Source organism: Streptomyces sp. NPDC052682, from assembly GCF_040678435.1.
In the GTDB taxonomy this organism is placed as follows: Bacteria; Actinomycetota; Actinomycetes; order Streptomycetales; family Streptomycetaceae; genus Streptomyces.
Window position 1 is genome coordinate 213572 of record NZ_JBFATS010000009.1, and the last position, 20504, is coordinate 234075.

Here is a 20504-nt window from a genome sequence, read left to right on the forward strand (position 1 = left end):
GGCGGTCTTCCGCTCCCCTTGTCATCCGGGGATGAAAGGCCGGAGCGGAAGGCTCAACTCCCCCACGCAGACGCCGTTTTGCTCCACCAGCACGTCCGGTCGCTGCCATATTCGACAACCACTTCGGAGGTGGTGGTGACCATGGAGGCGACGGCATCCGGTCCGGGGGACACGGCGCGGTACGCGCCCGGGGGCACCGCGGCCCGCATCGCGGGTCTGGCGCGGCGGCAGGAGGAGGCGCTGGCGCCGGGCGGGCCGCGCAGACGCGGTGAGTTCGGCGCCCGGGAGCGGATCGAACGGCTGCTGGACAAGGACTCGTTCACCGAGACCGGGCTGTTCGTACGGGCCCGGCCCTTCGGGGACACCTCCCGCCGGCCCTACGGCGACGGGGTGGTCACCGGGTACGGCACGGTCGACGGGCGCCCGGTGTGCGTGTTCGCGCAGGACTCCACGGTGTTCGGCGGCAGCATGGGCGAGGCGTTCGGCGAGAAGACCGTGGCGCTGATGGAACTCGCCCTGAAGACCGGCTGCCCGGTGGTCGGACTCAACGACTCCGGCGGGGCCCGCATCCAGGAGGGCGTCGCCTCGCTCGCGCTCTACGCCGAGCTGGTGCGCCGCAACGTACGGGCGTCCGGGGTGATCCCGCAGATCTCGGTCCTGCTGGGGCCGTGCGCGGGCGGCGCCGCCTACTCGCCGGCGATCACCGACTTCACGGTGATGGTGGACGGCGCCTCGCACATGTTCGTCACCGGCCCGGACGTCATCGCCGCGGTCACCGGCGAGCGCACCACCGCCGAGGAGCTGGGCGGCGCCCGCACCAGCAACACCGTCAACGGCAACGCCCACTTCCTGGCCGCCGACGAGGAGGACGCCCTCGACACCGTGCGGGACCTGCTGTCGTACCTCCCGGCCAACAACCTGGAGCGGCCCCCCGAGTACGCCCCCGGGCGCGCCGGGAGCGGGGAAGAGCTCGACGGCATCGTCCCGGACCGCGCCGGCGAGGCCTACGACATGCGGGAGATCCTGCGTGCGGTGCTCGACGACGGGGAGCTGCTGGAGGTCCAGCCGCTGTTCGCGCCGCACATCATCTGCGCCCTGGCCCGCGTCGAGGGCCGCTCGGTGGGGGTGGTCGCCAACCAGCCGCTGCACGCGGCCGGGGTGCTGGACATCGACGCCTCGGAGAAGGCGGCGCGGTTCGTGCGGTTCTGCGACGCGTTCGGCATCCCCCTGGTGACGTTCGCGGACGTGCCGGGCTATCTGTCGGGCGTCCGGCAGGAGCGGGCCGGCATCGTCCGGCGCGGCGCCAAACTGCTGTACGCCTACGCCGAGGCGACCGTGCCCAAGGTGACGGTGGTGGTGCGCAAGGCGTACGGCGGCGGATACGCGGTGATGGGGTCCAAGCACCTCGGCGCCGACGTCAGCCTCGCCTGGCCCACGGCCCGGATCGCGGTCATGGGCGCCGAGGGCGCCGTGGGCGTCCTGCACCGGCGCGAACTGGCCGCCGCCGCCGACCCCGAGGCGCTGCGCACCCGGTTGATCGCGGAGTACGAGCGCACCCACGGCACCCCCTACCTCGCCGCCGAACGCGGCTACATCGACGCCGTGATCGCCCCACGCGACACCCGTGACCAGCTCTGCCGTGCCCTGCGCGCGCTGCGCGGCAAACGCGCCCCGATGCCGGAGCGCCGGCACGGCAACATCCCGCTCTAGCGCCTCTCCGCCTCCCTGCGTCTCTCTTGCCCCCTCACCCTCGAGGAGTCACGCCAGATGGACAGCCGCCGTCCGCCGCTCGCGCCCGCGTGCCGGACCCTGCCGGAGTACGTGCGGCACTGGGCCGGCACCACGCCGGACCGCCGGGCGTTCACGTTCGTCGAGCACCCCGCACCGCACTCGCGCGGGGTGCACCGCACCCTGACCTGGCGCCGCCTGGACGTGCGGGTGCGGGCGCTGGCCGCCCGGCTCGCCGAGCGGGCCGGGCCGGGCGCGCGGGTGGCGCTGCTGTGCCCGCAGCGCCTCGAGTACGTCACCGCCTTCCTCGCGGCGCTGACCGCGGGCCTGGTCGCCGTACCGCTGTATCCGCCCGGGCTGCCCGGGCACGCCGACCGGCTGACGGGGGTGCTGGCGGACGCGTCGCCCGAGGTGGTGGTGACGACCAGCGGGGCGCTGCCGGAGGTGCGGGAGGCGTGCGACCGCGGTGACCGCGTGCCGGTCGTGGTCGCCGACCAGGTGCCCGACGAGGCCGCCGAAGACTGGAACCCGGTGGAGGTGGATCCCGGGGCCGTCGCGTATCTGCAGTACACGTCCGGGTCGACCCGGGCCCCGGCGGGCGTGGAGATCAGCCACGCCAACGTGGTCGCCAACGCCCGCCAGGCGCTGACCGCGTACGGCGCCGACCAGCACCCGGTGACCTGTGTGGGCTGGCTGCCGCTCTACCACGACATGGGGCTGGTGCTCAGTGTGGCCGCGCCCGTGGTGCGCGGGACGCTGTCGGTGCTGATGGATCCGGTCGCCTTCCTGCACGAGCCGGTGCGCTGGCTGCGGCTGCTGGCGGCGCATCCGCACGCGATCAGCGCGGCGCCCAACTTCGCCTACGACTACTGCGCCTCCGCCGTCACCGCCGAGCAGAAGGCGGAGCTGCGGCTGGACGGGATCACCGCGCTGATCAACGGCAGCGAGCCGGTCCGCCCCGGGACCGCCGACCGCTTCCACGCCGCCTTCGCCGAGCAGGGGCTCGCGCCGCGGACGCACTGTCCGTCGTACGGGCTCGCCGAGGCCACGGTGTTCGTCAGTGCCGCCCGGCCCGAGGAGCCGCTGCGCCGGTTCGCGCTGGACCGGGACGCCCTGGCCGCCGGCAAGGCGCTGCCCGCGCGGCCGGACGATCCGCGGGCTGTGCTGCTGGCCGGGTGCGGTACTGCGGCGGGACAGCGGGTCCGCATCGCCGATCCGGTGAGCCGGGCCGCCCTGGCCGAGGGGGAGGTCGGGGAGATATGGGTGCAGGGGCCCAACGTGGGGCGCGGCTACTGGCACCGGGAGCAGGAGAGCGAGCGGGTGTTCGGGGCCGTGTTCGCCGGTGAGGAGGAGGCGGGCCGGTGGCTGCGCACCGGCGACCTGGGGACCGTGCTGGAGGGGCAGTTGGTCGTCACCGGGCGGCTGAAGGACCTCATCGTCGTCGACGGGCGCAACCACTACCCGCAGGACGTCGAGGCCACCGTCCAGGACGCGCACCCGGCGGTGCGCCGGGACCGGCTCGCGGCGTTCCCGGTGCCCGGCGCGGCGGGTGAGCGGGTGGTGGTCGTGGCGGAGCACGCGCGGAGCGTGCGCCTGGCCGACCTCGACGTGCCGGGGGTGGCGCGGGCCGTGCGCGGTGCCGTCGCCACGCGGCACGGGCTGCGCCTGGCCGACGTGGTCCTGGTGCCGCCGGGCACGGTGCCGCGTACTTCCAGCGGGAAGGTGTCGCGGGCGCTGACCCGGGCGCGGTACCTGGAGGGCGCCTACCCGGAGGCCGCGCGATGACGGACGCCCGGGCGCTCGAGCGGCTGATCGCCGAGCGCGTCGCGGTCTGGTACGGCACGGCCGCGGAGGACGTCCCGATGGACCGGCCGCTCGCCGACCTCGGCATGTCCTCACGGGACGCGGTGGCCCTGGCCGGGGAGCTGTCCCGCGCCACGGGCCGGGACCTGCCGGCGACGCTGCTGTGGGAGACGCCGACGGGTGAGGCGCTGGTGGCGCGGCTGTGCGGGCCGGCGGCGGAGCCGGGAGCGGTTGCGGTGTCGTCCCGGGCGCCGGGGCACGCGGCGGGGCCCGCAGCGGGCTCCCGGGAGCCGGTGCGCACGGCGGAGCCGGTCGCGGTCGTCGGGGTCGGCTGCCGGCTGCCGGGCGGGGTGCACGGCCCGGACGGCTACTGGCGGCTGCTCACCGGCGGCGTCGACGCGATCCGGCGTGTCCCGGAGGACCGGTGGCGCGACTTCACCCCGTCCCCGCCCGCCGACGCGCTGCCGTACGGCGGGTACCTCGACGACATCGCCGGGTTCGACGCCGAGTTCTTCGGGATCAGTCCGCGTGAGGCACGGGTGATGGACCCGCAGCAGCGGATCCTGCTGGAGGTCGTCCACGAGGCGCTCGACCACGCCGCCGTACCGGCCGCGTCCCTGGCGGGCACGGCCACCGGGGTGTTCGTCGGGGTGTCCGCGCCGGAGTACGGGCAGCTGACCGGTGCCGATCCGGGCGCCGCCGATCCGCTGGCCCCGGCGGGCGCGGCGTTGAGCGTGGCCGCGGGGCGGGTGGCGTACGTGCTGGACACGCGCGGGCCGTGCCTGGCGGTGGACACGGCGTGCTCGTCCTCGCTGGTGGCCGTGCACCAGGCCTGTGTGAGCCTGAGGACGGGCGAGTGCGACACGGCGATCGCCGCCGGGGTGAACCTGCTGCTGTCGCCGGCCGTCACGGTCGCCTTCCGGCGGGTGGGTGCCCTGGCGCCGGACGGGCGGTGCAAGCCGTTCTCGGCGGCGGCCGACGGCATCGGGCGCGGCGAGGGCTGTGCGGTGGTGATCCTCAAGCGGCTGTCGGACGCCGAGCGGGACGGCGACCGGGTGCTGGCGGTCGTCCGCGCCACCGCCGTCAACTCCGACGGGCGCTCCAACGGCCTGCTCGCCCCCAACCCGGCCGCCCAGCAGGCCCTGTTGGAGACCGCGTACGCGCGGTCCGGGCTGCGTCCGGGGCTCCTGGACTACGTGGAGGCGCACGGCACCGGCACCCCGCTCGGCGACCCGATCGAGGCGGGCGCGCTGGAGGCGGTGCTCGGCCGGGACCGGGACCCCGACCAGCCGCTGCTGCTGGGTTCGGTCAAGGGCAACCTGGGCCACCTGGAGTCGGCGGCCGGTGCCGCCGGGCTGGTGAAGACGGTGCTGGCCCTGCACCACGACCTCCTCCCGCCGTCCCTGCACGGCACCCACGGCACCGCCCTGCCTGGCACCCGGCTGCGGCTGGTCACCGAGCCGGAGCCGTGGCCCCGCTACGGCGGTACGGCCACGGCCGGGGTCTCCGGGTTCGGGTTCGGCGGCACCAACGCCCATGTGGTGCTGGAGGAGTGGCGACCGGCCGTGCCGCCGCGCCGCCCGGCCGAGGAGCCCGCCGCTCGTCTCCACCTCCTGTCGGACGTCGACACCGTCCGGATCCGCGACACCGCGGCCCGGCTCGCCGACTGGCTGCCCACCGCCGCCGTGCACCCCGCCGACGTGGCGCGCACCCTCGCCGGGCGGATCGGGCGGGGTCCCGTGCGGGCCGCCGTCGTCGCCCGGGACCGGACTGAACTGGCCGACGTCTTGGGGGCGTTGTCGCAGGGCCGCGCCGACCCGCGGGTCGTCTCCGGTGACCGCGACCGGGTGGGGCGGGGCACGGTGTGGGTGTTCTCCGGGTACGGCAGCCAGTGGGCCGGCATGGGACGCCGGCTGCTGGCCGAGGAACCCGCGTTCGCCGCCGCCGTCGAGAAGCTCGACCCGCAGCTGGCCGCCGCGTGCGGCGGCCTGTCCCTGTACGGGCATCTGGCGTCCGGGGGCGCCCTGGACAGCCTGGAGGTGGCCCAGCCGGTCCTGTTCGGCGTGCAGGTGGCGCTGGCCGAGCTGTGGCGGTCGTACGGGGTCGAGCCCGCCGCCGTGATCGGGCACTCCATGGGCGAGGTGGCCGCCGCGGTGTGCGCGGGCGCCCTGGACGTCTGCGACGGGGCGCGGATCATCGCCGTACGGGCCCGGCTGCTGAGCCGGTTGCAGGGCGGGGCGATGGCCGTCGTCGAGCTGGCCGACTCCGAACTGGACGCCGTACAGCGGGACTTCCCGGGCGTGCAGGTCGCCGTGCACTCCTCGCCCCGGCAGAAGGTCGTCACCGGCGAGGAGGCGGCGGTGGCCGGGCTGGTGAGGTGGCTTCAGCAGCGGGGCCGGCCGGTCCGGGCCATGCGGGTGGCGGGTGCCGGGCACTCGCCCCAGGTCGATCCGCTGCTGCCGGAGCTGACCGAGGCCCTGTCCGGCGTGCGCGGCCGGCCGCCCCGGGTCCCCGTCTACTCCACGGTCCTGGACGACCCGCGCGGCGACAGCCTGTTCGACGCCGCGCACTGGGCCGCCAACCTGCGGCGTCCGGTGCTGCTGGAGAGGGCTCTGGCGGCAGCGGCGGCGGACGGGCACACGGCGTTCGTCGAGGTCTCGCCGCATCCGGTGCTGACGGGAGCCGTCGCCGACACCGTGCCCGGCGCCCTGGCCCTCGCCACGCTGCGCCGGGACGCGGATGGCGCGGCCGCGTTCGCCGGGCAGGCGGGCGCCCTGTACGCGGCCGGCCAGCGGCTGTCGCTCCCGCCCGGCCGGGTCGTCGACGTGCCCGGGCCGCGCTGGCGGCACGTCCGCTTCTGGTGGACGGACGGCCGGGCGGCCCCCGAACCCGAGCACTCCAAGGTGGCCGGGCAGCCGGCGGGCGACGGCTCGGTCGATCACCATCCGGTGGCCGGGCAGTCGGCGGGCGACGGCTCGGTCCTCGCCCGCCTCACCCACCACATCGCCGCCGTCACCGGGCACGCACCGGGCCGCATCGCGCCCGGCGCTCCGCTCACCGGCCTCGGCCTGGACTCGCTGATGGCCGTGCGCGTCCGCGGCGCGGTGGAGCGCGAGTTCGGCGTCGAGCTCCCGCTGCGGGAGCTGCTCGGCGCCGGCACCGTGGAGGAGGCGGCCCGTCGCATCGAACGGGGCCTGTCGCCGCTGCGGGCGCTGCGCGGCACCGGTTCCCGGCCCCCGCTGTTCCTCGTCCACGCGGCGGGCGGACCGGCCTCCGTCTACCGGGCGCTCGCCGACCGGCTCGGCGAGGAGCAGCCGGTCTTCGGCCTGGAGCGCCTCGAGGAGGCCCGCAGCGTCGACGAGAAGGCCCGCCGCTACGCCGAGTTCATCACCGCGGCCCACCCCGACGGGCCCTGCCTGCTGGGCGGCTGGTCCTTCGGCGGCTTCGTCGCCCAGGAGACCGCGCGGCAGCTGACGGCCGCCGGGCGGCGCGTGGAGCTGGTGGTGCTCATCGACTCCGTACGGCCCCTCCCCCGGCCCGGGCAGACGGATGCCGACCGGATCCGGGCCCACTTCGCGGGCTTCGCCCGGCATGTCGCCGACACGTACGGCGTGCGGCTGGAGCTGCCGTACGACGCCCTGGCCGCCCTGGCGGACGACCGCGACCGGATCGACACCGTGCTGCGGGCGCTGCGCGAGGCCGCCGAGGTGCCGGCCGCGGCGCTGGAGCACCAGCGCGCCTCCTATCTGGACCTGCGCATCGGTGAGGCGCACCAGCCCGGGCGGTACGACGGCCGGGTGGTGCTGTACCGGGCCACCGAGCCCGCTCCGCACACCGTGCGCGACCCTGCGTACGAGCGGCACGACGAGGCGCTGGGCTGGGACGAGGTGTGCCCGCGCCTGGAGGTCGTGCCGGTGCCCGGGCACCATCTGTCGCTGCTCGATCCGCCACATGTGGACGCGATCGTCGGCCACCTCGGCCGGCTGCTCGCCGAGCAAGCCCCCGAGCGGGCGGCGCCCCCGTCCGGAGCCGGCCGCCCGCACTGAACCGGAAACACCCCCGAGGAGCCGCCATGCCCACCCCCGCAGTGTCCCGGCGTACGGTCGCCAAGGCGGCGGCCGCCGCCGGGCTGGCCGTCCTGTCCGGCGCCGGGACCGCCACCGGCCGCGCCCGTGCCGCCACCCGGCTCGGACCGCGCACCCTGGACGTGACCGTGCCCTCCGCCGCGCTCGGCCGCAGCGCACCCGTGCGGCTGATCCTGCCGTCGGGCTTCGACGCGGGTGCGGCGCGGACGTACCCCGTGCTGTACCTGCTGCACGGCGCCCACGACGACTACACCTCCTGGACGCGGGAGACGGACATCGAGGCCTTCACCGAGGGCCGGGACCTGATCGTGGCGATGCCGGACGCGGGGCCGACCGGCATCCCGAGCGCCTGGCGCGGCGGCCCCGACTACGAGACGTTCCAGCTGAAGGAGGTCCCGGCGCTGCTCGCCCGCGACTACCGGGCCTCCGGGGTACGGGCCGTCGCCGGGGTCTCCACCGGCGGCTACGGCGCGATGGCGCACGCGGCCCGCCACCCGGGCGTGTTCACCGCCGCCGCCTCCTACAGCGGCGTCCTCGACACCGCCGCACCCGGCGTGCCGGCGATCGTCGACGCCATCGTGGCCCGGGAGAAGCTGCCGCCGAATTCCCTGTGGGGCCATCCGCTGCTGAACCTCCTCACCTGGCGGGAGTTCAACCCGCGGGCGCGTGCCGAGGGGCTGCGCGGCACCGCGCTGTACGTCTCGCAGGGCAGCGGGCTGGCCGGCGGCAGCGGCGATCTGCTGCCCGAGGCGCTGGAGAGCGCGCTGTGGCCCTCCGCGCACGCCTTCACCGACACGCTGGCCCGGCTGCGCATCCCGGCCACCACCCACTACTACGCGGGAGGAGCGCACGACTGGCCTTACTGGAAACGGGAGTTCACCGCTTCGTGGCCGATCCTGGCCCGTGCGCTGGGCGTGCCGGAATGAGGCCGGTGCCGTGGGGGCAGCACGGAACGGAACGCAGGAGCCGCACGTCCCAACAGGGCCCCGTCCGCCCCAGCGGCATCAGCCCGCGGGGCAGCCGCCTCCGGATGAAGGGAGTGTCCGCGATGGCCGTCCCCACCCCGCCCGACGTGCCGGCCGGCCGGGAGTCCGCCTCGGTGCCGCCCGAGCTGGCCGAACTGCTGCGCGCCCAGCTCGAGGCCGTCGCCGACGACGTGGAGGAGGAGGTCCGCCGCCAGGTCCCCGAGTACGCCCGGCCCGCCGACGACACCTACGGCAGAAACCTGCGGGCCGGAGTGGTCCAGGCGCTCACCCTGTTCGTCGACCACGTCGCCGACCCGCGCGACCACGGCGAGGCCATCGCCGCCACGTACTACGAACTCGGGCGCGGGGAGGCCCTGGAGGGCCGCAGCCTGGACGCGCTGCAGTCGGCGCTGCGCGTGGGCGGGCTGCACGCCTGGCGGCTGATGGGCCGTACGGCGGAGGACCTGGGGCTGGACTCCACGGTCGTGGCCGCGCTGGGCGAACTGGCGTTCCGCACCGTGCACGAGGTCGCGGAAGCGGCAGCGGCCGGGTACGCCGAGGCCCAGGCCCGCAGCACGGACGAGCTGGAGCGGCGCCGCAGACGGCTGCTCGACCTGCTCCTCGACGACGGGCCGGTGCCGCTGGACGCGCTGCACGACCTGGCGCACAGCGCGCGCTGGTCGGTGCCGCGGCACGTCGCCGTGGTGGCGCTCGCGGCCTGCCCGGACCAGCGGGAGGAGGAGCGGCCGCTGGCGGCGGCGGGTGCCCTGGTGGACATGGAGTCCCGGCCGCCGCGCATGCTGGTGCCGGACCCGGACGGCACGGGGCGGTTCGGCGGCCGGGCGTTCGCGCTGGCGCTGCGCGGCCGGCCCGCCGCGATCGGCCCGACGGTGCCGCTCACCGAGGCCGCGCAGTCGCTGCGCTGGGCGACCCGGGCGCTGGGCCTGATGGGCCGCGGAGTCCTCCCCCGGCAGGGCGTGGTCCACTGCGCCGACCACCTGTCCACCCTGCTGCTGCACGGCGACGAGCCGCTGCTCGGCCGGCTCCGGGCCGAGGCGCTGGCCCCGCTCGACACCGTCTCGGCCGGGCAGCGCGCCCGACTCGCCGAGACCCTCCTTGCCTGGCTGCTCAGCGGCAGCAACGTCCCGGACGTCGCCGCCCGCCTGCACATCCACCCCCAGACGGTCCGCTACCGGCTGCGGCAGCTGGAGAAACTCTTCGGGGACGTGCTGCAGGATCCCGAGAGGCGTCTGGACCTGATGCTGGCGTTGCGGGCGGAACAGCTCGCACCCGGTGAGGGATCTCGTCCTGGCCCGGGGGTGTGACGGGCTTCAAGGGGACTTTCCTCCGCTCAACTGACGACAAAAACCCGCGGCATTTCCATCATCCCGTCCATAACACTCCGGCTGATCCACGGAATACGTTCGGGCCGTCCTTTCTCGCAGGCGCACAGGCGCCTCACACGCGGAGGATCCCATGCGTATCCGTTTGTGCTTAGCTGCGCTCTCGCTGGTCGGCGGAGCCGGCCTCGCCACCCTCTCGGCCCCCACGGCATCGGCCGCGGCCTGCACGGACATCGAGGTGGTCGCGGCCCGGGGCACCTTCGAGCCGGGCACCCTCGGTTTCATCGTCGGCGACCCGGTGTATTCGGCACTGAAGAAGAAAATAAGCGGGAAAAGCCTGTCCAGCTATGCGGTGAACTATCCCGCTGACCTTTCCCCGACCTCGGCCGCCCAGGGCAACGCCGATCTGGTGAACCATGTCAGAAACCAGGCTGCGTCCTGTCCGAACCAGCGGTTCGTTCTGGTCGGCTATTCGCAGGGCGCGAACGTCGTCGACAACTCGATCGGCATCAGCAGCGCGGGCGCGGTGGTGGGCAGCCCGATCGTGGCCACCCTGCCGGCCTCGGTCGAGCCGAAGGTGGCGGCGGTGCTGCTGTTCGGCAACCCGATCCGGGCGCTCGGCAAGAGTGTCACCGGCACCTACCAGAGCCGCACCTTCGACATCTGCGCCAAGGGCGACCCGGTCTGCGAGCGCGGCGGGGGCGACACGCTGGCGCACCTGGGCTACTCGGACGACGCCGACGAGGCGGCCGCGTTCGCCGCGGGCAAGGTCTGAGCCGCACGCCGTACGCACGCCAGGGCCCGGGAGACACCCTCCCGGGCCCTCGGCGTGGGGACGGCTCGCGCCGGACGCGCCGCCCGTCGCGGTCGCCGCGCCGTCGGCTGCGGGCGCGCCGAGAGGTCCCACGAGGCCGGGAGAGGGCGTCCCGAGAAGGCCTCAACCGCAGCGGCAGACACGAAAGGGGCCCGGGAGGATCCCTCCCGGGCCCTGGCGTGGGGACGGTTCGCGCCGGACGCGCCGCCCGTCGCGGTCGCCGCGCCGTCGGCTGCGGGCGCGCCGAGCGGTCCGGGGACGACTCCCACCTCGGCCACTCGGCCGACGCGGTGGCCCTCACCTGGAGACGAACCGCCCTGGAGGACGTCCCGACAAGGCCTGAGCCCCGGCGGCAGGCGCGACAAGGGCCCGGGAGGTTTCCTCCCGGGCCCTGTTCGTCGTACGGCTACGGCTTGAGCGCGAAGCGCGCGAGGCTGGTCGAGACCGGCTCCGGGCGCCCGTTGTTCTGCGCCGCCGCCGCGGTCAGCACGTCGAGGTGCTGGTAGCCGTCGGCGATCACCGGGTGCAGGTCGGCCGGCGCCCGGCCCGCCAGCAGCCCGTCCCCCGCGAGCACCGTGAGGGCCGGGTTGGCGGTCAGTCCGCCGGGGTGCACGACGAGCTTCTTCACCTGCGGCGAGGTGGCCAGCTCGATGTCGGTGACCAGCTTGGCCGGGAAGTACTGCTCGGTGAAGTCCAGCGGCTGCTCGGCCAGGCTGCGGGCCAGTTGGCCGAGGTCGGTGACCTCCTTGCCCGCGTTGGTGAAGGGGGTGCCGTCGGCCGACCGGTACCCGGGGTCGTCGGGGTCGCCGACGCGGTCGTAGTTCCGCCAGGTGTACAGGGGCCCGTGCGGCCGGGCCGGGATGGCCTTGTACTCCGTACCGAGCAGGCCCGGCTGCTGTCCACTGCCGTTGGCGGCCGGGAAGTTCTTGTCGGCGACCGGGCCGCCGTCGAAGAAGCCGACGCTGGTCTGCAGGAACGCCAGCGGTACGGAGTGGTCGTCGAGGAGTGCTCCGAGGACCGCCGCGTTGGTGAGCCGGAAGTCCTTCACCCCGGGCGAGCCGGTGAGGAAGGTGGCGGTGTCCCTGGAGAACAGGAAGCGGTTGGTGGCCTCGATGTTGACATTGGCGGGCAGGTAGCGGGGCAGGTCGGCCTCGGTGTCCGGGTTCTTCAGGGCGCCGAGGCCGGCGATGGCGAGCAGGGTCATCGTCTCGGGGTTGAGCAGGACCGGCGCGGACAGGGTGCGCGGCAGCGCCCCGCTGTCGAGCCCGGCCTGCACCGCGCCGTAGCCGAGGCCGATGTCGGGCAGGGCGGTGTCGTCCGGGAGGGTGCCGCGCAGGTCGTCCAGCGAGGTGGAGACGGTGGTGTCGAGGGCGAAGTAGCCGGCGCACTGCTGGTACCCGGCGTCCCGGGTGGTGGCGCGGTCGCCGTCGAAGTCGGCGGCGGCGAAGTAACCGGTGATGACACCGCCCAGCGAGTGCCCGCCGCACAGCACCTTCCGCTTGCGCAGCCCCTGGTCGGGCAGCTCGGCGGTGAGCAGGTCGTACTGGTCGCGAACGGTCTGCTCGATGCCCTGCCGTGCCAGCCAGCCCAGCTGCCCGTTGCGGGCGTAGCCGTCGAAGGTGCGGCCGTCGACCCGCTTGCCCCGGTAGTAGTAGTCGACGGCGGTGTGCTGGTCGCCGGAGGCGATGCCGGTGCGGTCCTCCAGGCAGTTGGAGCGCCGGTCCAGCGCCCAGAACTCGATGTGCCGCCCCTGCTCGGCGGCCCGGGCCACGGTGTTGCGGGCGACGCTGTCGAACGCCCCGGCACCCTCCAGGATGCCCGGCTGGGCGACGAGGATCCGGTCCGCTTCGGCCGAGGCGTCCGGTCCGCCGGCGGCCCGGTAGCGCAGGTACGACAGCCAGTCGCACGCGGCCGGGTGCGGCCCGGCCGACTCCGGCAACGGCACCCTCACCCGCACCACCGACTCCTTCACCCCGGTGACCGGGGAGGTCGAGGCGACCGGCGTCTCGGTCCGGGAGCCGTCCGCCCGGGCGCCCGGCGCCGCGGCCGTGAGGGTCCCGGCGGTCAGCAGCACCGCGAGCGCGGTGCCGCACCACGTACGGCCTCTCCTGTTGTGCTGGCGATTCATGTCCATGCCACGGACGGTAGGGCGGTGACCGCGGCGGCCTCAGGCGGTGCTGACGGGAACTCAGGTTCCCGGCGGCACCTTTGTCACCAGCGCGCAGCGGCGGAGCCAACACCCGCCCTCCCGCACCTTGACGCGTCACCGACAAGGATGGCTTCATGGGAGCGCTCCCACCTCCTCACGGGAAGGGAACACCCATGCGCAGCACCCGCCGCTCAGCGCGCGCACCACGCTCGTCGCGCTTACGGATCACGCTCGTTCTCGGCCTCCTGGCCGCCCTGCTCCTGCCCCTCGGCCTGGCCACCGCCCCGCGCGCCACGGCGGCGGATCCCGTCCGCATCATGCCGCTCGGCGACTCCATCACCGGCTCCCCCGGCTGCTGGCGGGCGCTGCTGTGGAACCGGCTGCTGAATGCCGGGTACCGCGCCGTCGACTTCGTCGGCACGCTCAGCCACCAGGGCTGCGGGCAGCCGCACGACGGCGACAACGAAGGACACGGCGGCGAACGGGTCACCGACGTCGCCGACCAGAACCTGCTGCCCGCCCGGCTGGCGGCGACCCGTCCGGACATCGTTGTCATGCACTTCGGCACGAACGACGTGTGGAGTGCCCTGCCGCCCGACCGCATCCTGGCCGCCTACACCAAGCTGGTCGGGCAGATGCGGCAGAGCAACCCGGACATGAGGATCCTCGTCGCGCAGCTGATCCCCATGAACCCGGACAACTGCCCGGGCTGCGCGCAGCGTGTCGTCGACTTCAACGCGCTCATTCCCGGCTGGGCCGGGGCGACGAGCACCAGCCGCTCCCCCGTGACCGTCGTCGACCAGTGGACGGGCTTCGACACGGCCACGGACACCTACGACGGCGTCCACCCCAGCGCCGCCGGCAACGAGAAGATCGCCGCCCGCTGGTATCCGGCCCTGACCGCGCTCCTGGACACCTCGGGTCCCGGCGGCCCCGGCGACCCGGGCGGCGGGCAGCCCGGCTGCGCCGCGTCCTTCCGGGCGGTCTCCGCCTGGCAGGGCGGCTACCAGGGCGAGGTGACGGTCACCAACACCTCCGCCGCCGCCCTGGCGGGCTGGACCGTGACCGTCGTACCGGCCGGGGGCGCGCGGATCACCCAGGTATGGAACGGCACCCTCACCACGGCCGCCGACGGCACCGCCACCGTCGCGAACGTGTCGTGGAACGGCGCCCTGGCGCCCGGCGCGAGCGCGGCATTCGGCTTCCTCGCCAGTGCCCCGGCCACGGCCGGGACGCCCGCGGCGAGCGTGACCTGCACCGCGCGCACCTCCTGATGACCCCCACCTCACCTGGAGCCGCCATGAGATCCCCCACCCCCGCCCCCCGCCTGGCCGCCGTCGCGGCCGCCCTGCTGGGGCTGCTCGTCTCCCTGCTGGCCTTCGCCGCACCCGCGGCCCACGCCGCGGCCACCGGACTGCACGTCGACAACGGCCGGCTGCTGGAGGCGAACGGGAACGACTTCGTGATGCGCGGCGTCAACCACGCCCACACCTGGTATCCGGGCGAGACGCAGTCGCTGGCCGACGTGAAGAAGCTGGGCGCCAACACCGTCCGGGTCGTGCTGTCCGACGGCCACCGCTGGACCAGGAACAGCGCCGAGGACGTGGCCGCAGTCATCGCGCAGTGCAAGGCCAACCGGCTCATCTGTGTGCTGGAGGTGCACGACACCACCGGCTACGGCGAGGAGGCCGCGGCCGGGACCCTCGACCACGCGGCCGACTACTGGATCAGCCTGAAGGAGGTGCTCACCGGCCAGGAGAACTACGTGATCATCAACCTTGGCAACGAGCCCTGGGGCAACACCGACCCCGCCGGCTGGACCGAGCCCACCATCGCCGCCGTCAAGAAGCTGCGGGCCGCGGGGTTCGCGCACACCCTCATGGTGGACGCGCCCAACTGGGGCCAGGACTGGCAGGGCGTGATGCGCGCCAACGCCCGGTCCGTCTACAGCGCCGACACCACCGGCAACCTGCTCTTCTCGATCCACATGTACAGCGTGTACGACACCGCCGAGGAGATCACCGACTACCTGAACGCCTTCGTGACCGCCAAGCTGCCCCTGGTCATCGGTGAGTTCGGCGGCCCGCCCGACCAGTGGGGCGACCCGGACGAGGACACCATGATGGCCGCTGCCGAGCAGCTGAAGCTCGGCTGGCTGGCCTGGTCGTGGAGCGGCAACACCGACCCGGTCCTCGACCTGGCGACCGACTTCGACCCCGCGCGGCTCAGCTCCTGGGGCCGACGCGTCTTCCACGGCGTCAACGGCATCGGCGCCACCGCGAAGGAAGCCACCGTCTACTCCTCCGGCGGCGGGGACACCACGCCGCCGACCGCGCCCGGGACCCCGGCCGCCTCGGAGGTGACCTCCTCCTCGGTCACGCTGTCCTGGTCCGCCGCCACCGACGCGAGCGGTGTGACCGGGTACGACGTGGTGCGGGTCAGCGGCAGCACCGAGACCCCCGTCACCTCGACGACGGGCACCTCCGCCACGGTCACCGGCCTCGCGCCGGCGACGTCGTACACCTTCGCCGTCTACGCCCGTGACGCCGCCGGGAACCGCTCGCAGCGCTCCGGCACGGTCACGGTCAGGACGTCTCCCGGTGGCCCGGCGGCGTCCTGCGGCGTCGCCTACAAGGTGACGAACCAGTGGCCCGGCGGCTTCCAGGGCGAGATCGTGCTGCGCAACACCGGCAGCTCGGCGATCAACGGCTGGACGCTGCGCTGGACGTTCCCCGACAGCCAGCGGATCAGCAACCTGTGGGGTGGTACGGCCACGCAGAGCGGGGCCGACGTCACCGTGACGTCGCTGCCGTACACGGCGTCGATCCCCGCCTCCGGGTCCGTCACCCTGGGGTTCACGGCCTCCAAGGGGAGCGCGAATCCCGCTCCTAGCGCCTTCACGCTGAACGGCTCCGCCTGCACGGTGGGCTGAGCGCGCTCACATCGGCCCCGGCGCCCCTCCACCCTGGAGACGTTCCAGGTCGGAGGGGCGCACCTGGATGGCGAGGAAGGCGATCAGTGCCGCGAGGACGGTGAAGACCGCCGCCATGACGAAGGCGGCCGAGACCCCGGCGGTGAGCACCTCGTCGGCCCAGCGTCCCGGGAGCTCACCGCTGCGCTGGAAGCGCAGCCGTTCGGCCGGGGTGGCCTGCTGCAGGAAGCGCGGGACCTGTGTCTCGGCCTCGTTCCTGCTCGCGGTGCCGTACATGGTGACCAGGATGGACAGTCCCAGGGAGCCGCCGACCTGCTGGGTGGCGTTGAGGAGCCCGGAGGCCGCGCCGGTCTCCCGCGGGGAGACGTTGGACAGCGCCATCAGGGTCAGCGAGACGAACTCCATGCCCATGCCCAGGCTGAACACCAGCATCGGGCCGAGGACGCTGCCCGCGTAGGTGGAGTGCACGTCGGTCAGCGTCAGCCAGGCCAGGCCCGCAGCCGCCAGGATCGCGCCCACCACCATGAAGGGCTTGGGCCCGTACACGGGCAGGAACCGGGAGGCCAGCCCGGCGCCGATGGCGATGACCGCGCTGACCGGCAGGAAGGCGAGCCCGGCCTGGAGCGGACTGAAGTCGAGCACGTTCTGCACGAAGAGCGTCAGGAAGAAGAACATGCCGAAGATCGCGGCGGCCAGGCACAGCATGATGCCGTACGTGCCCGCGCGGTTGCGGTCGGCGAACATGTGCAGCGGCGTGATCGGCTGCCGGGAGCGCCGCTCGACGAGGATGAACCCCGCGAGGACGACGACCGCTGCGGCGAACGAGGCCAGGGTGAGTGCGTCCCGCCAGCCGTCCTGGGCGGCCCGGATGAACCCGTACACCAGCAGGACCATGCCGATGGTGGAGGTCAGCGCGCCGGTGATGTCGAAGTGGCCCGGGTGACGCTCGGACTCGGGGATGACGCGGGGCGTGGCCAGAGCGATGAGCAGCCCGATCGGGACGTTGACGAAGAGCACCCAGCGCCAGTTGAGCCACTCCACGAGCACCCCGCCCGCGAGCAGCCCGATCGCGCCGCCGCCGGCCGAGACCGCGGCGAACACGCCGAACGCCCGGTTGCGCTCGGGACCTTCCCGGAAGGTCGTGCTGACCAGGGAGAGCGCGGTCGGGGAGGCGATGGCGCCGCCGACGCCCTGCAGGGCCCGGGCGGCGAGGAGTTGGCCGGAGTTCTGGGCGAACCCGCCGAGCAGGGAGGCCAGCGCGAAGAGCAGCACGCCGAAGATGAACACGCGCCGTCTGCCGAGGATGTCGCCGGCCCGGCCGCCGAGCAGCAGCAGGCCGCCGAAGGTGAGCGTGTAGGCGTTGACCACCCACGACAGGCTGGTGGTGGAGAAGCCCAGCGAACTCTGGATGTGCGGCAGCGCGATGTTCACGATGGTGATGTCCAGCACCACCATCAGCTGGCACGAGGCGATGACCAGCAGCGCCATCGCGTGCCCGCCACCGCCGGTGTCGGGGGCGGTGGCCTGAGGTACGGAGGTCGGCTGCGGTCGGTGGCTCATGACATCTCGCCCTCCCGTGAGACCACCGTTCGACCGTACGCCCGTGCCCAGGGTGCGACCACTCGATCAACCGGTGCCCGGAGCGTGGCCCTCTCGTGGCGCCGGCGGAGAGACCGTGTGCCTTTTCGGCCATCGTTCTGACGTGCACCTGTCCAACTCGCGCGGCTGGTGACACGCTGCCTTCCGCACTGCGCGCAGTACCACCCCTGTCTGCCCCGGACGGTCCCCGCCGCCCGGGCCCCACCCGCAGAAGGAGACCGCGTGATAGGCAGCCTCCGCAGGCTTCGTTCGTCCGGTGATGCGGCCGGTGGTTCGTCCGGTGGCTCGTCCGGTGGCTCGTCCGGTGGTGTCTCCGGCCGCCCCGGCGCGCGCCGTACCGTGGCCGGGGCGCTGGCCGGCCTCGCCGCCCTGCTGGCCACCGGTGTCACCGCCGCGCCGGCGAGCGCCGCCGGCCCCGAGCCGGGAGCGGTGCCGCTCTCGGCGCAGCAACGCGCCCTCGGCTTCTGGACACCGGAGCGGATGCGTCAGGCCACCGCGCTCGACGTGCTGTCCGTCGGCCGTTCCGAGGTGACGGCGCCGGCCCCGCGCAAGGGCGAGAAGACCGTCGTCGCGCCCACTGCCCCGGCCTCCGGCGCCGGGGCGCCGGCCTTGCCGAACGGCGGCGGCCCGTGGACCGGGGGCGGAGCCGTGGTGCGGACCGCCGGGCGGGTGTTCTTCACCTACCAGGGCCGCACCGCCTCCTGCTCCGGCAACGCCGTCACCAGCGCCAACAAGAGCACGGTGCTCACCGCGGGCCACTGCGTGAAGCTGGAGGGCTCCTGGCACACCAACTGGGTGTTCGTGCCCGGCTACCACGACGGGCAGACCCCGTACGGCACCTGGGCGGCGTCGAAGACCCTGTCCACGCCGCAGTGGACGGCCAGTGAGGACATCAACTACGACATCGGCGCGGCCGTCGTCGCCCCGCTGGACGGCAGGCGGCTGACCGACGTGGTCGGCGGCCAGGGCGTGGCCTTCAACACCGGCTACGGCAAGGCCATGTACGCCTTCGGGTTCCCCGCGGCCGCTCCGTACGACGGCCAGAAGTTCATCTACTGCAGCGGTACGGCCTACCGGGACTTCCTGCTCTCCGGTGACCACGGGCTGACCTGCGACATGACCGGCGGGTCCAGCGGCGGCCCGTGGTTCACGCACTTCGACGAGGCCACCGGCACAGGGCTGCAGTCCTCGGTGAACAGCTTCAAGTACAACTTCCTGCCGACCGCGATGTACGGGCCGTACTTCGGCGCGGACGCGCAGAACCTGTACCGGACGGCCCAGTCCTCCTGAGCCGGCGGCGCGCCCCGCACGGGTTCGGGTGCGGGGCGCGCCCTGGTCAACGGCCGGTACGGATCAGGCCCGTCAGATACCGCCACAGCGACGACCGCTGCCGGGCGGACCGGTCCGGCACCACCGCGGCGGCCTCCGGCGCCGGCTCCTCCGCCGGCGGCTGCGCGCTCGGCGCGGCAAGCTCGTACCGTACGGGCAGCGAGCGCAGGCCGCGCATGAACGGCGAGGAGCGCCACGGAAGCTGGTCGGCCGGCAGGGCGAGGTCCAGGTGGGCGAACCGCTCGAAGACGCGGCCCACACCGACCGCCGCGACCGTCGAGGCCAGCTCGCGCGCCGGGCACTGGCGGCTGCCCGCCCCCCAGGACAGGTGCGCCCGGGTGCTGATGGTGCTGCCCGCCGCCACATGGTCGGCGAAGAGCGGGTCGGCGTGCGCGGCGGCGGAGGAGACCCACACCGGGTCGCCCTGCCGGATCGTGTAGGCGCCGAGCGGGGTGTCCCGGGCCGCGAAGCGCGGCACGAAGTTCACCAGCGGCGGCTTGCGCATGACCACCCGGTTCATGGTCTCCCGGACCATCCCGGCGGACAGGGTGGCGCGCACCCCGGCCTCGCCGGAGATCACCTCCACGACCGTGTTGGAGATGAGGATGCCGACGTGGTCGGAGGTCATGCCCAGCAGCATGAACAGCTCGCGGGCCAGTTCGTCGAGGCTGAGGCCGGGGTGCGCGGCCAGCAGGTAGGAGGGGAAGTCCTCCCCCGGTTCCTTCAGTTTCACCTCCGCCAGTTCCGCCAGGGTGGCCAGCAGCCGTGCCAGGGCGGGCTCGGCGTCGGGGCCCGCGTCCAGGACCCGCCACATGTCCATCAGCGCGTCGTCGCCCTGGGAGCCGGGGAAGCCGAGCAGGTGGCTGGCCACCATCAGCGGCAGCGGCCGGGAGAACTGGGCGGACAGGTCGGCCACGCCCGTGGTGCCGCCCTGCCCGATGAGCGTGATCAGCTCGTCGGCGTAGGCGGTGACGGCGGCCCGCAGCCGCTTGGCCTGGGGGTGGCCGGGGTCCTGGAACGGCTTGAGGGCGGCGTCCCAGGCCGTGCGCAGCTGCCGGTATCCGGAACCGCCCTGGATGAGCACGTGGTTGACCTCCAGGGAGGGGCCGAGCGGCCAGTCGGCCGGCACCCTTCCCTCGGAGCGGGCCCGCCAGTTCTCCAGGCCCTTCGGCCATCCCTCGTCGTCCTGGAGCACCTGGAGCGCCTCGCGGTAGCCGAGCACCAGCCAGGCGGGCACGCCCAGCAGATCCACGGGGGCGACCGGGCCGTGCCGGTGCCGCAGCCGCTCGTAGACCAGTGAGGGGCGCGTCTCGTAGTCCCGGGTCAGCAGCGGTTCCGGCGTCATGTCCTCCAGCCGGGTGTCGTCCACGTCCACGGATCCGCCCTCGCCCACCTGGGATTCCATCCTTTCGCCGCCCTTCGACACTCCCTGTACCTGCGCACTACCAGCCGGTAGCGGAACGGAGGGACCCTACCCCAGAGCGTTCCGGGGGCGAACCAGGGGGGCCGGGACTTACCGCCGCCTTTACCGGGCCGCCCCGGCGGGGTGGAGAAATGCACACGGAACGACCATGCGTTGCGCACATACGGTGCGGAGCGGCCTCAGGTCCGTCCGCGCCGGGGCCTGCGGCCGGTGGGTGTCCGGCGGGCGCCCGCGCCGCGTCGTGGGGTGCGTCCCCCGGCCGAACGGCTCGCGCCCCCGGCCGCAGCCTCTCGGCTCCCGCCGGTCCGGTCGTCCCCCTGCCCGGTCCGGCCGG

12 protein-coding genes are annotated in these 20504 nt (G+C 74.3%); 9 read left to right on the forward strand and 3 right to left on the reverse strand.

What is annotated here, in order from left to right; translation table 11 throughout:
- The first annotated feature begins 141 nt into the window (after window positions 1-141).
- The 6 genes from AB0K80_RS16640 to AB0K80_RS16665 all read left to right on the forward strand — a co-directional run bounded on the left by AB0K80_RS16640 (window position 142) and on the right by AB0K80_RS16665 (window position 10699).
- Window positions 142-1710 (forward strand): acyl-CoA carboxylase subunit beta, encoded by a 1569-nt coding sequence (locus tag AB0K80_RS16640; protein ID WP_365670062.1) that lies wholly within the window; start codon window positions 142-144, stop codon window positions 1708-1710.
- A 57-nt stretch (window positions 1711-1767) separates the two neighbouring features.
- On the forward strand, window positions 1768-3513 hold the full coding sequence (locus tag AB0K80_RS16645; protein WP_365670064.1) for a fatty acyl-AMP ligase: 1746 nt from the start codon (window positions 1768-1770) through the stop codon (window positions 3511-3513).
- Entirely contained in the window at window positions 3510-7577 is a 4068-nt protein-coding gene (locus AB0K80_RS16650; RefSeq protein ID WP_365670066.1) for a type I polyketide synthase, read from the forward strand. The genes AB0K80_RS16645 and AB0K80_RS16650 overlap by 4 nt, the downstream gene beginning before the upstream one ends.
- Window positions 7578-7603: 26 nt before the next feature.
- Window positions 7604-8542, forward strand: coding sequence for an alpha/beta hydrolase family protein (locus AB0K80_RS16655; RefSeq protein WP_365670068.1), 939 nt, complete (start codon window positions 7604-7606; stop codon window positions 8540-8542).
- 122 nt (window positions 8543-8664) lie between these two features.
- Entirely contained in the window at window positions 8665-9906 is a 1242-nt protein-coding gene (locus AB0K80_RS16660) for a helix-turn-helix domain-containing protein (RefSeq protein WP_365670070.1), read from the forward strand.
- A gap of 151 nt (window positions 9907-10057) precedes the next feature.
- Complete coding sequence (locus AB0K80_RS16665) at window positions 10058-10699, forward strand: cutinase family protein (protein ID WP_365670072.1); 642 nt, start codon at window positions 10058-10060, stop codon at window positions 10697-10699.
- 445 nt (window positions 10700-11144) lie between these two features.
- Here AB0K80_RS16665 and AB0K80_RS16670 read toward each other — a convergent pair whose 3' ends face one another.
- Window positions 11145-12866, reverse strand: coding sequence for a hypothetical protein (locus AB0K80_RS16670; protein ID WP_365670303.1), 1722 nt, complete (start codon window positions 12864-12866; stop codon window positions 11145-11147).
- A gap of 194 nt (window positions 12867-13060) precedes the next feature.
- On the opposite strand from AB0K80_RS16670, the gene AB0K80_RS16675 reads away from it, so the two are divergent.
- Together AB0K80_RS16675 and AB0K80_RS16680 are read left to right on the forward strand one after the other, a co-directional pair.
- Window positions 13061-14161 carry a GDSL-type esterase/lipase family protein gene (locus AB0K80_RS16675; RefSeq protein ID WP_365670074.1) on the forward strand — a complete coding sequence of 367 codons (1101 nt, stop codon included), beginning with the start codon at window positions 13061-13063 and terminating at the stop codon, window positions 14159-14161.
- Between the two features lie 26 nt (window positions 14162-14187).
- Window positions 14188-15819 (forward strand): cellulase family glycosylhydrolase, encoded by a 1632-nt coding sequence (locus AB0K80_RS16680; protein WP_365670076.1) that lies wholly within the window; start codon window positions 14188-14190, stop codon window positions 15817-15819.
- 6 nt (window positions 15820-15825) lie between these two features.
- On the opposite strand, the gene AB0K80_RS16685 is transcribed toward AB0K80_RS16680, so the two are convergent.
- Window positions 15826-17379: an MFS transporter gene (locus AB0K80_RS16685; protein WP_365670078.1), complete on the reverse strand. Its 1554-nt coding sequence runs from the start codon at window positions 17377-17379 to the stop codon at window positions 15826-15828.
- A 378-nt stretch (window positions 17380-17757) separates the two neighbouring features.
- Between AB0K80_RS16685 and AB0K80_RS16690 the strand changes: the two genes are divergently transcribed.
- Window positions 17758-18708: a peptidase gene (locus AB0K80_RS16690; protein ID WP_365670306.1), complete on the forward strand. Its 951-nt coding sequence runs from the start codon at window positions 17758-17760 to the stop codon at window positions 18706-18708.
- 46 nt (window positions 18709-18754) lie between these two features.
- Here AB0K80_RS16690 and AB0K80_RS16695 read toward each other — a convergent pair whose 3' ends face one another.
- Entirely contained in the window at window positions 18755-20152 is a 1398-nt protein-coding gene (locus AB0K80_RS16695) for a cytochrome (protein ID WP_365670081.1), read from the reverse strand.
- Window positions 20153-20504: the final 352 nt, after the last annotated feature.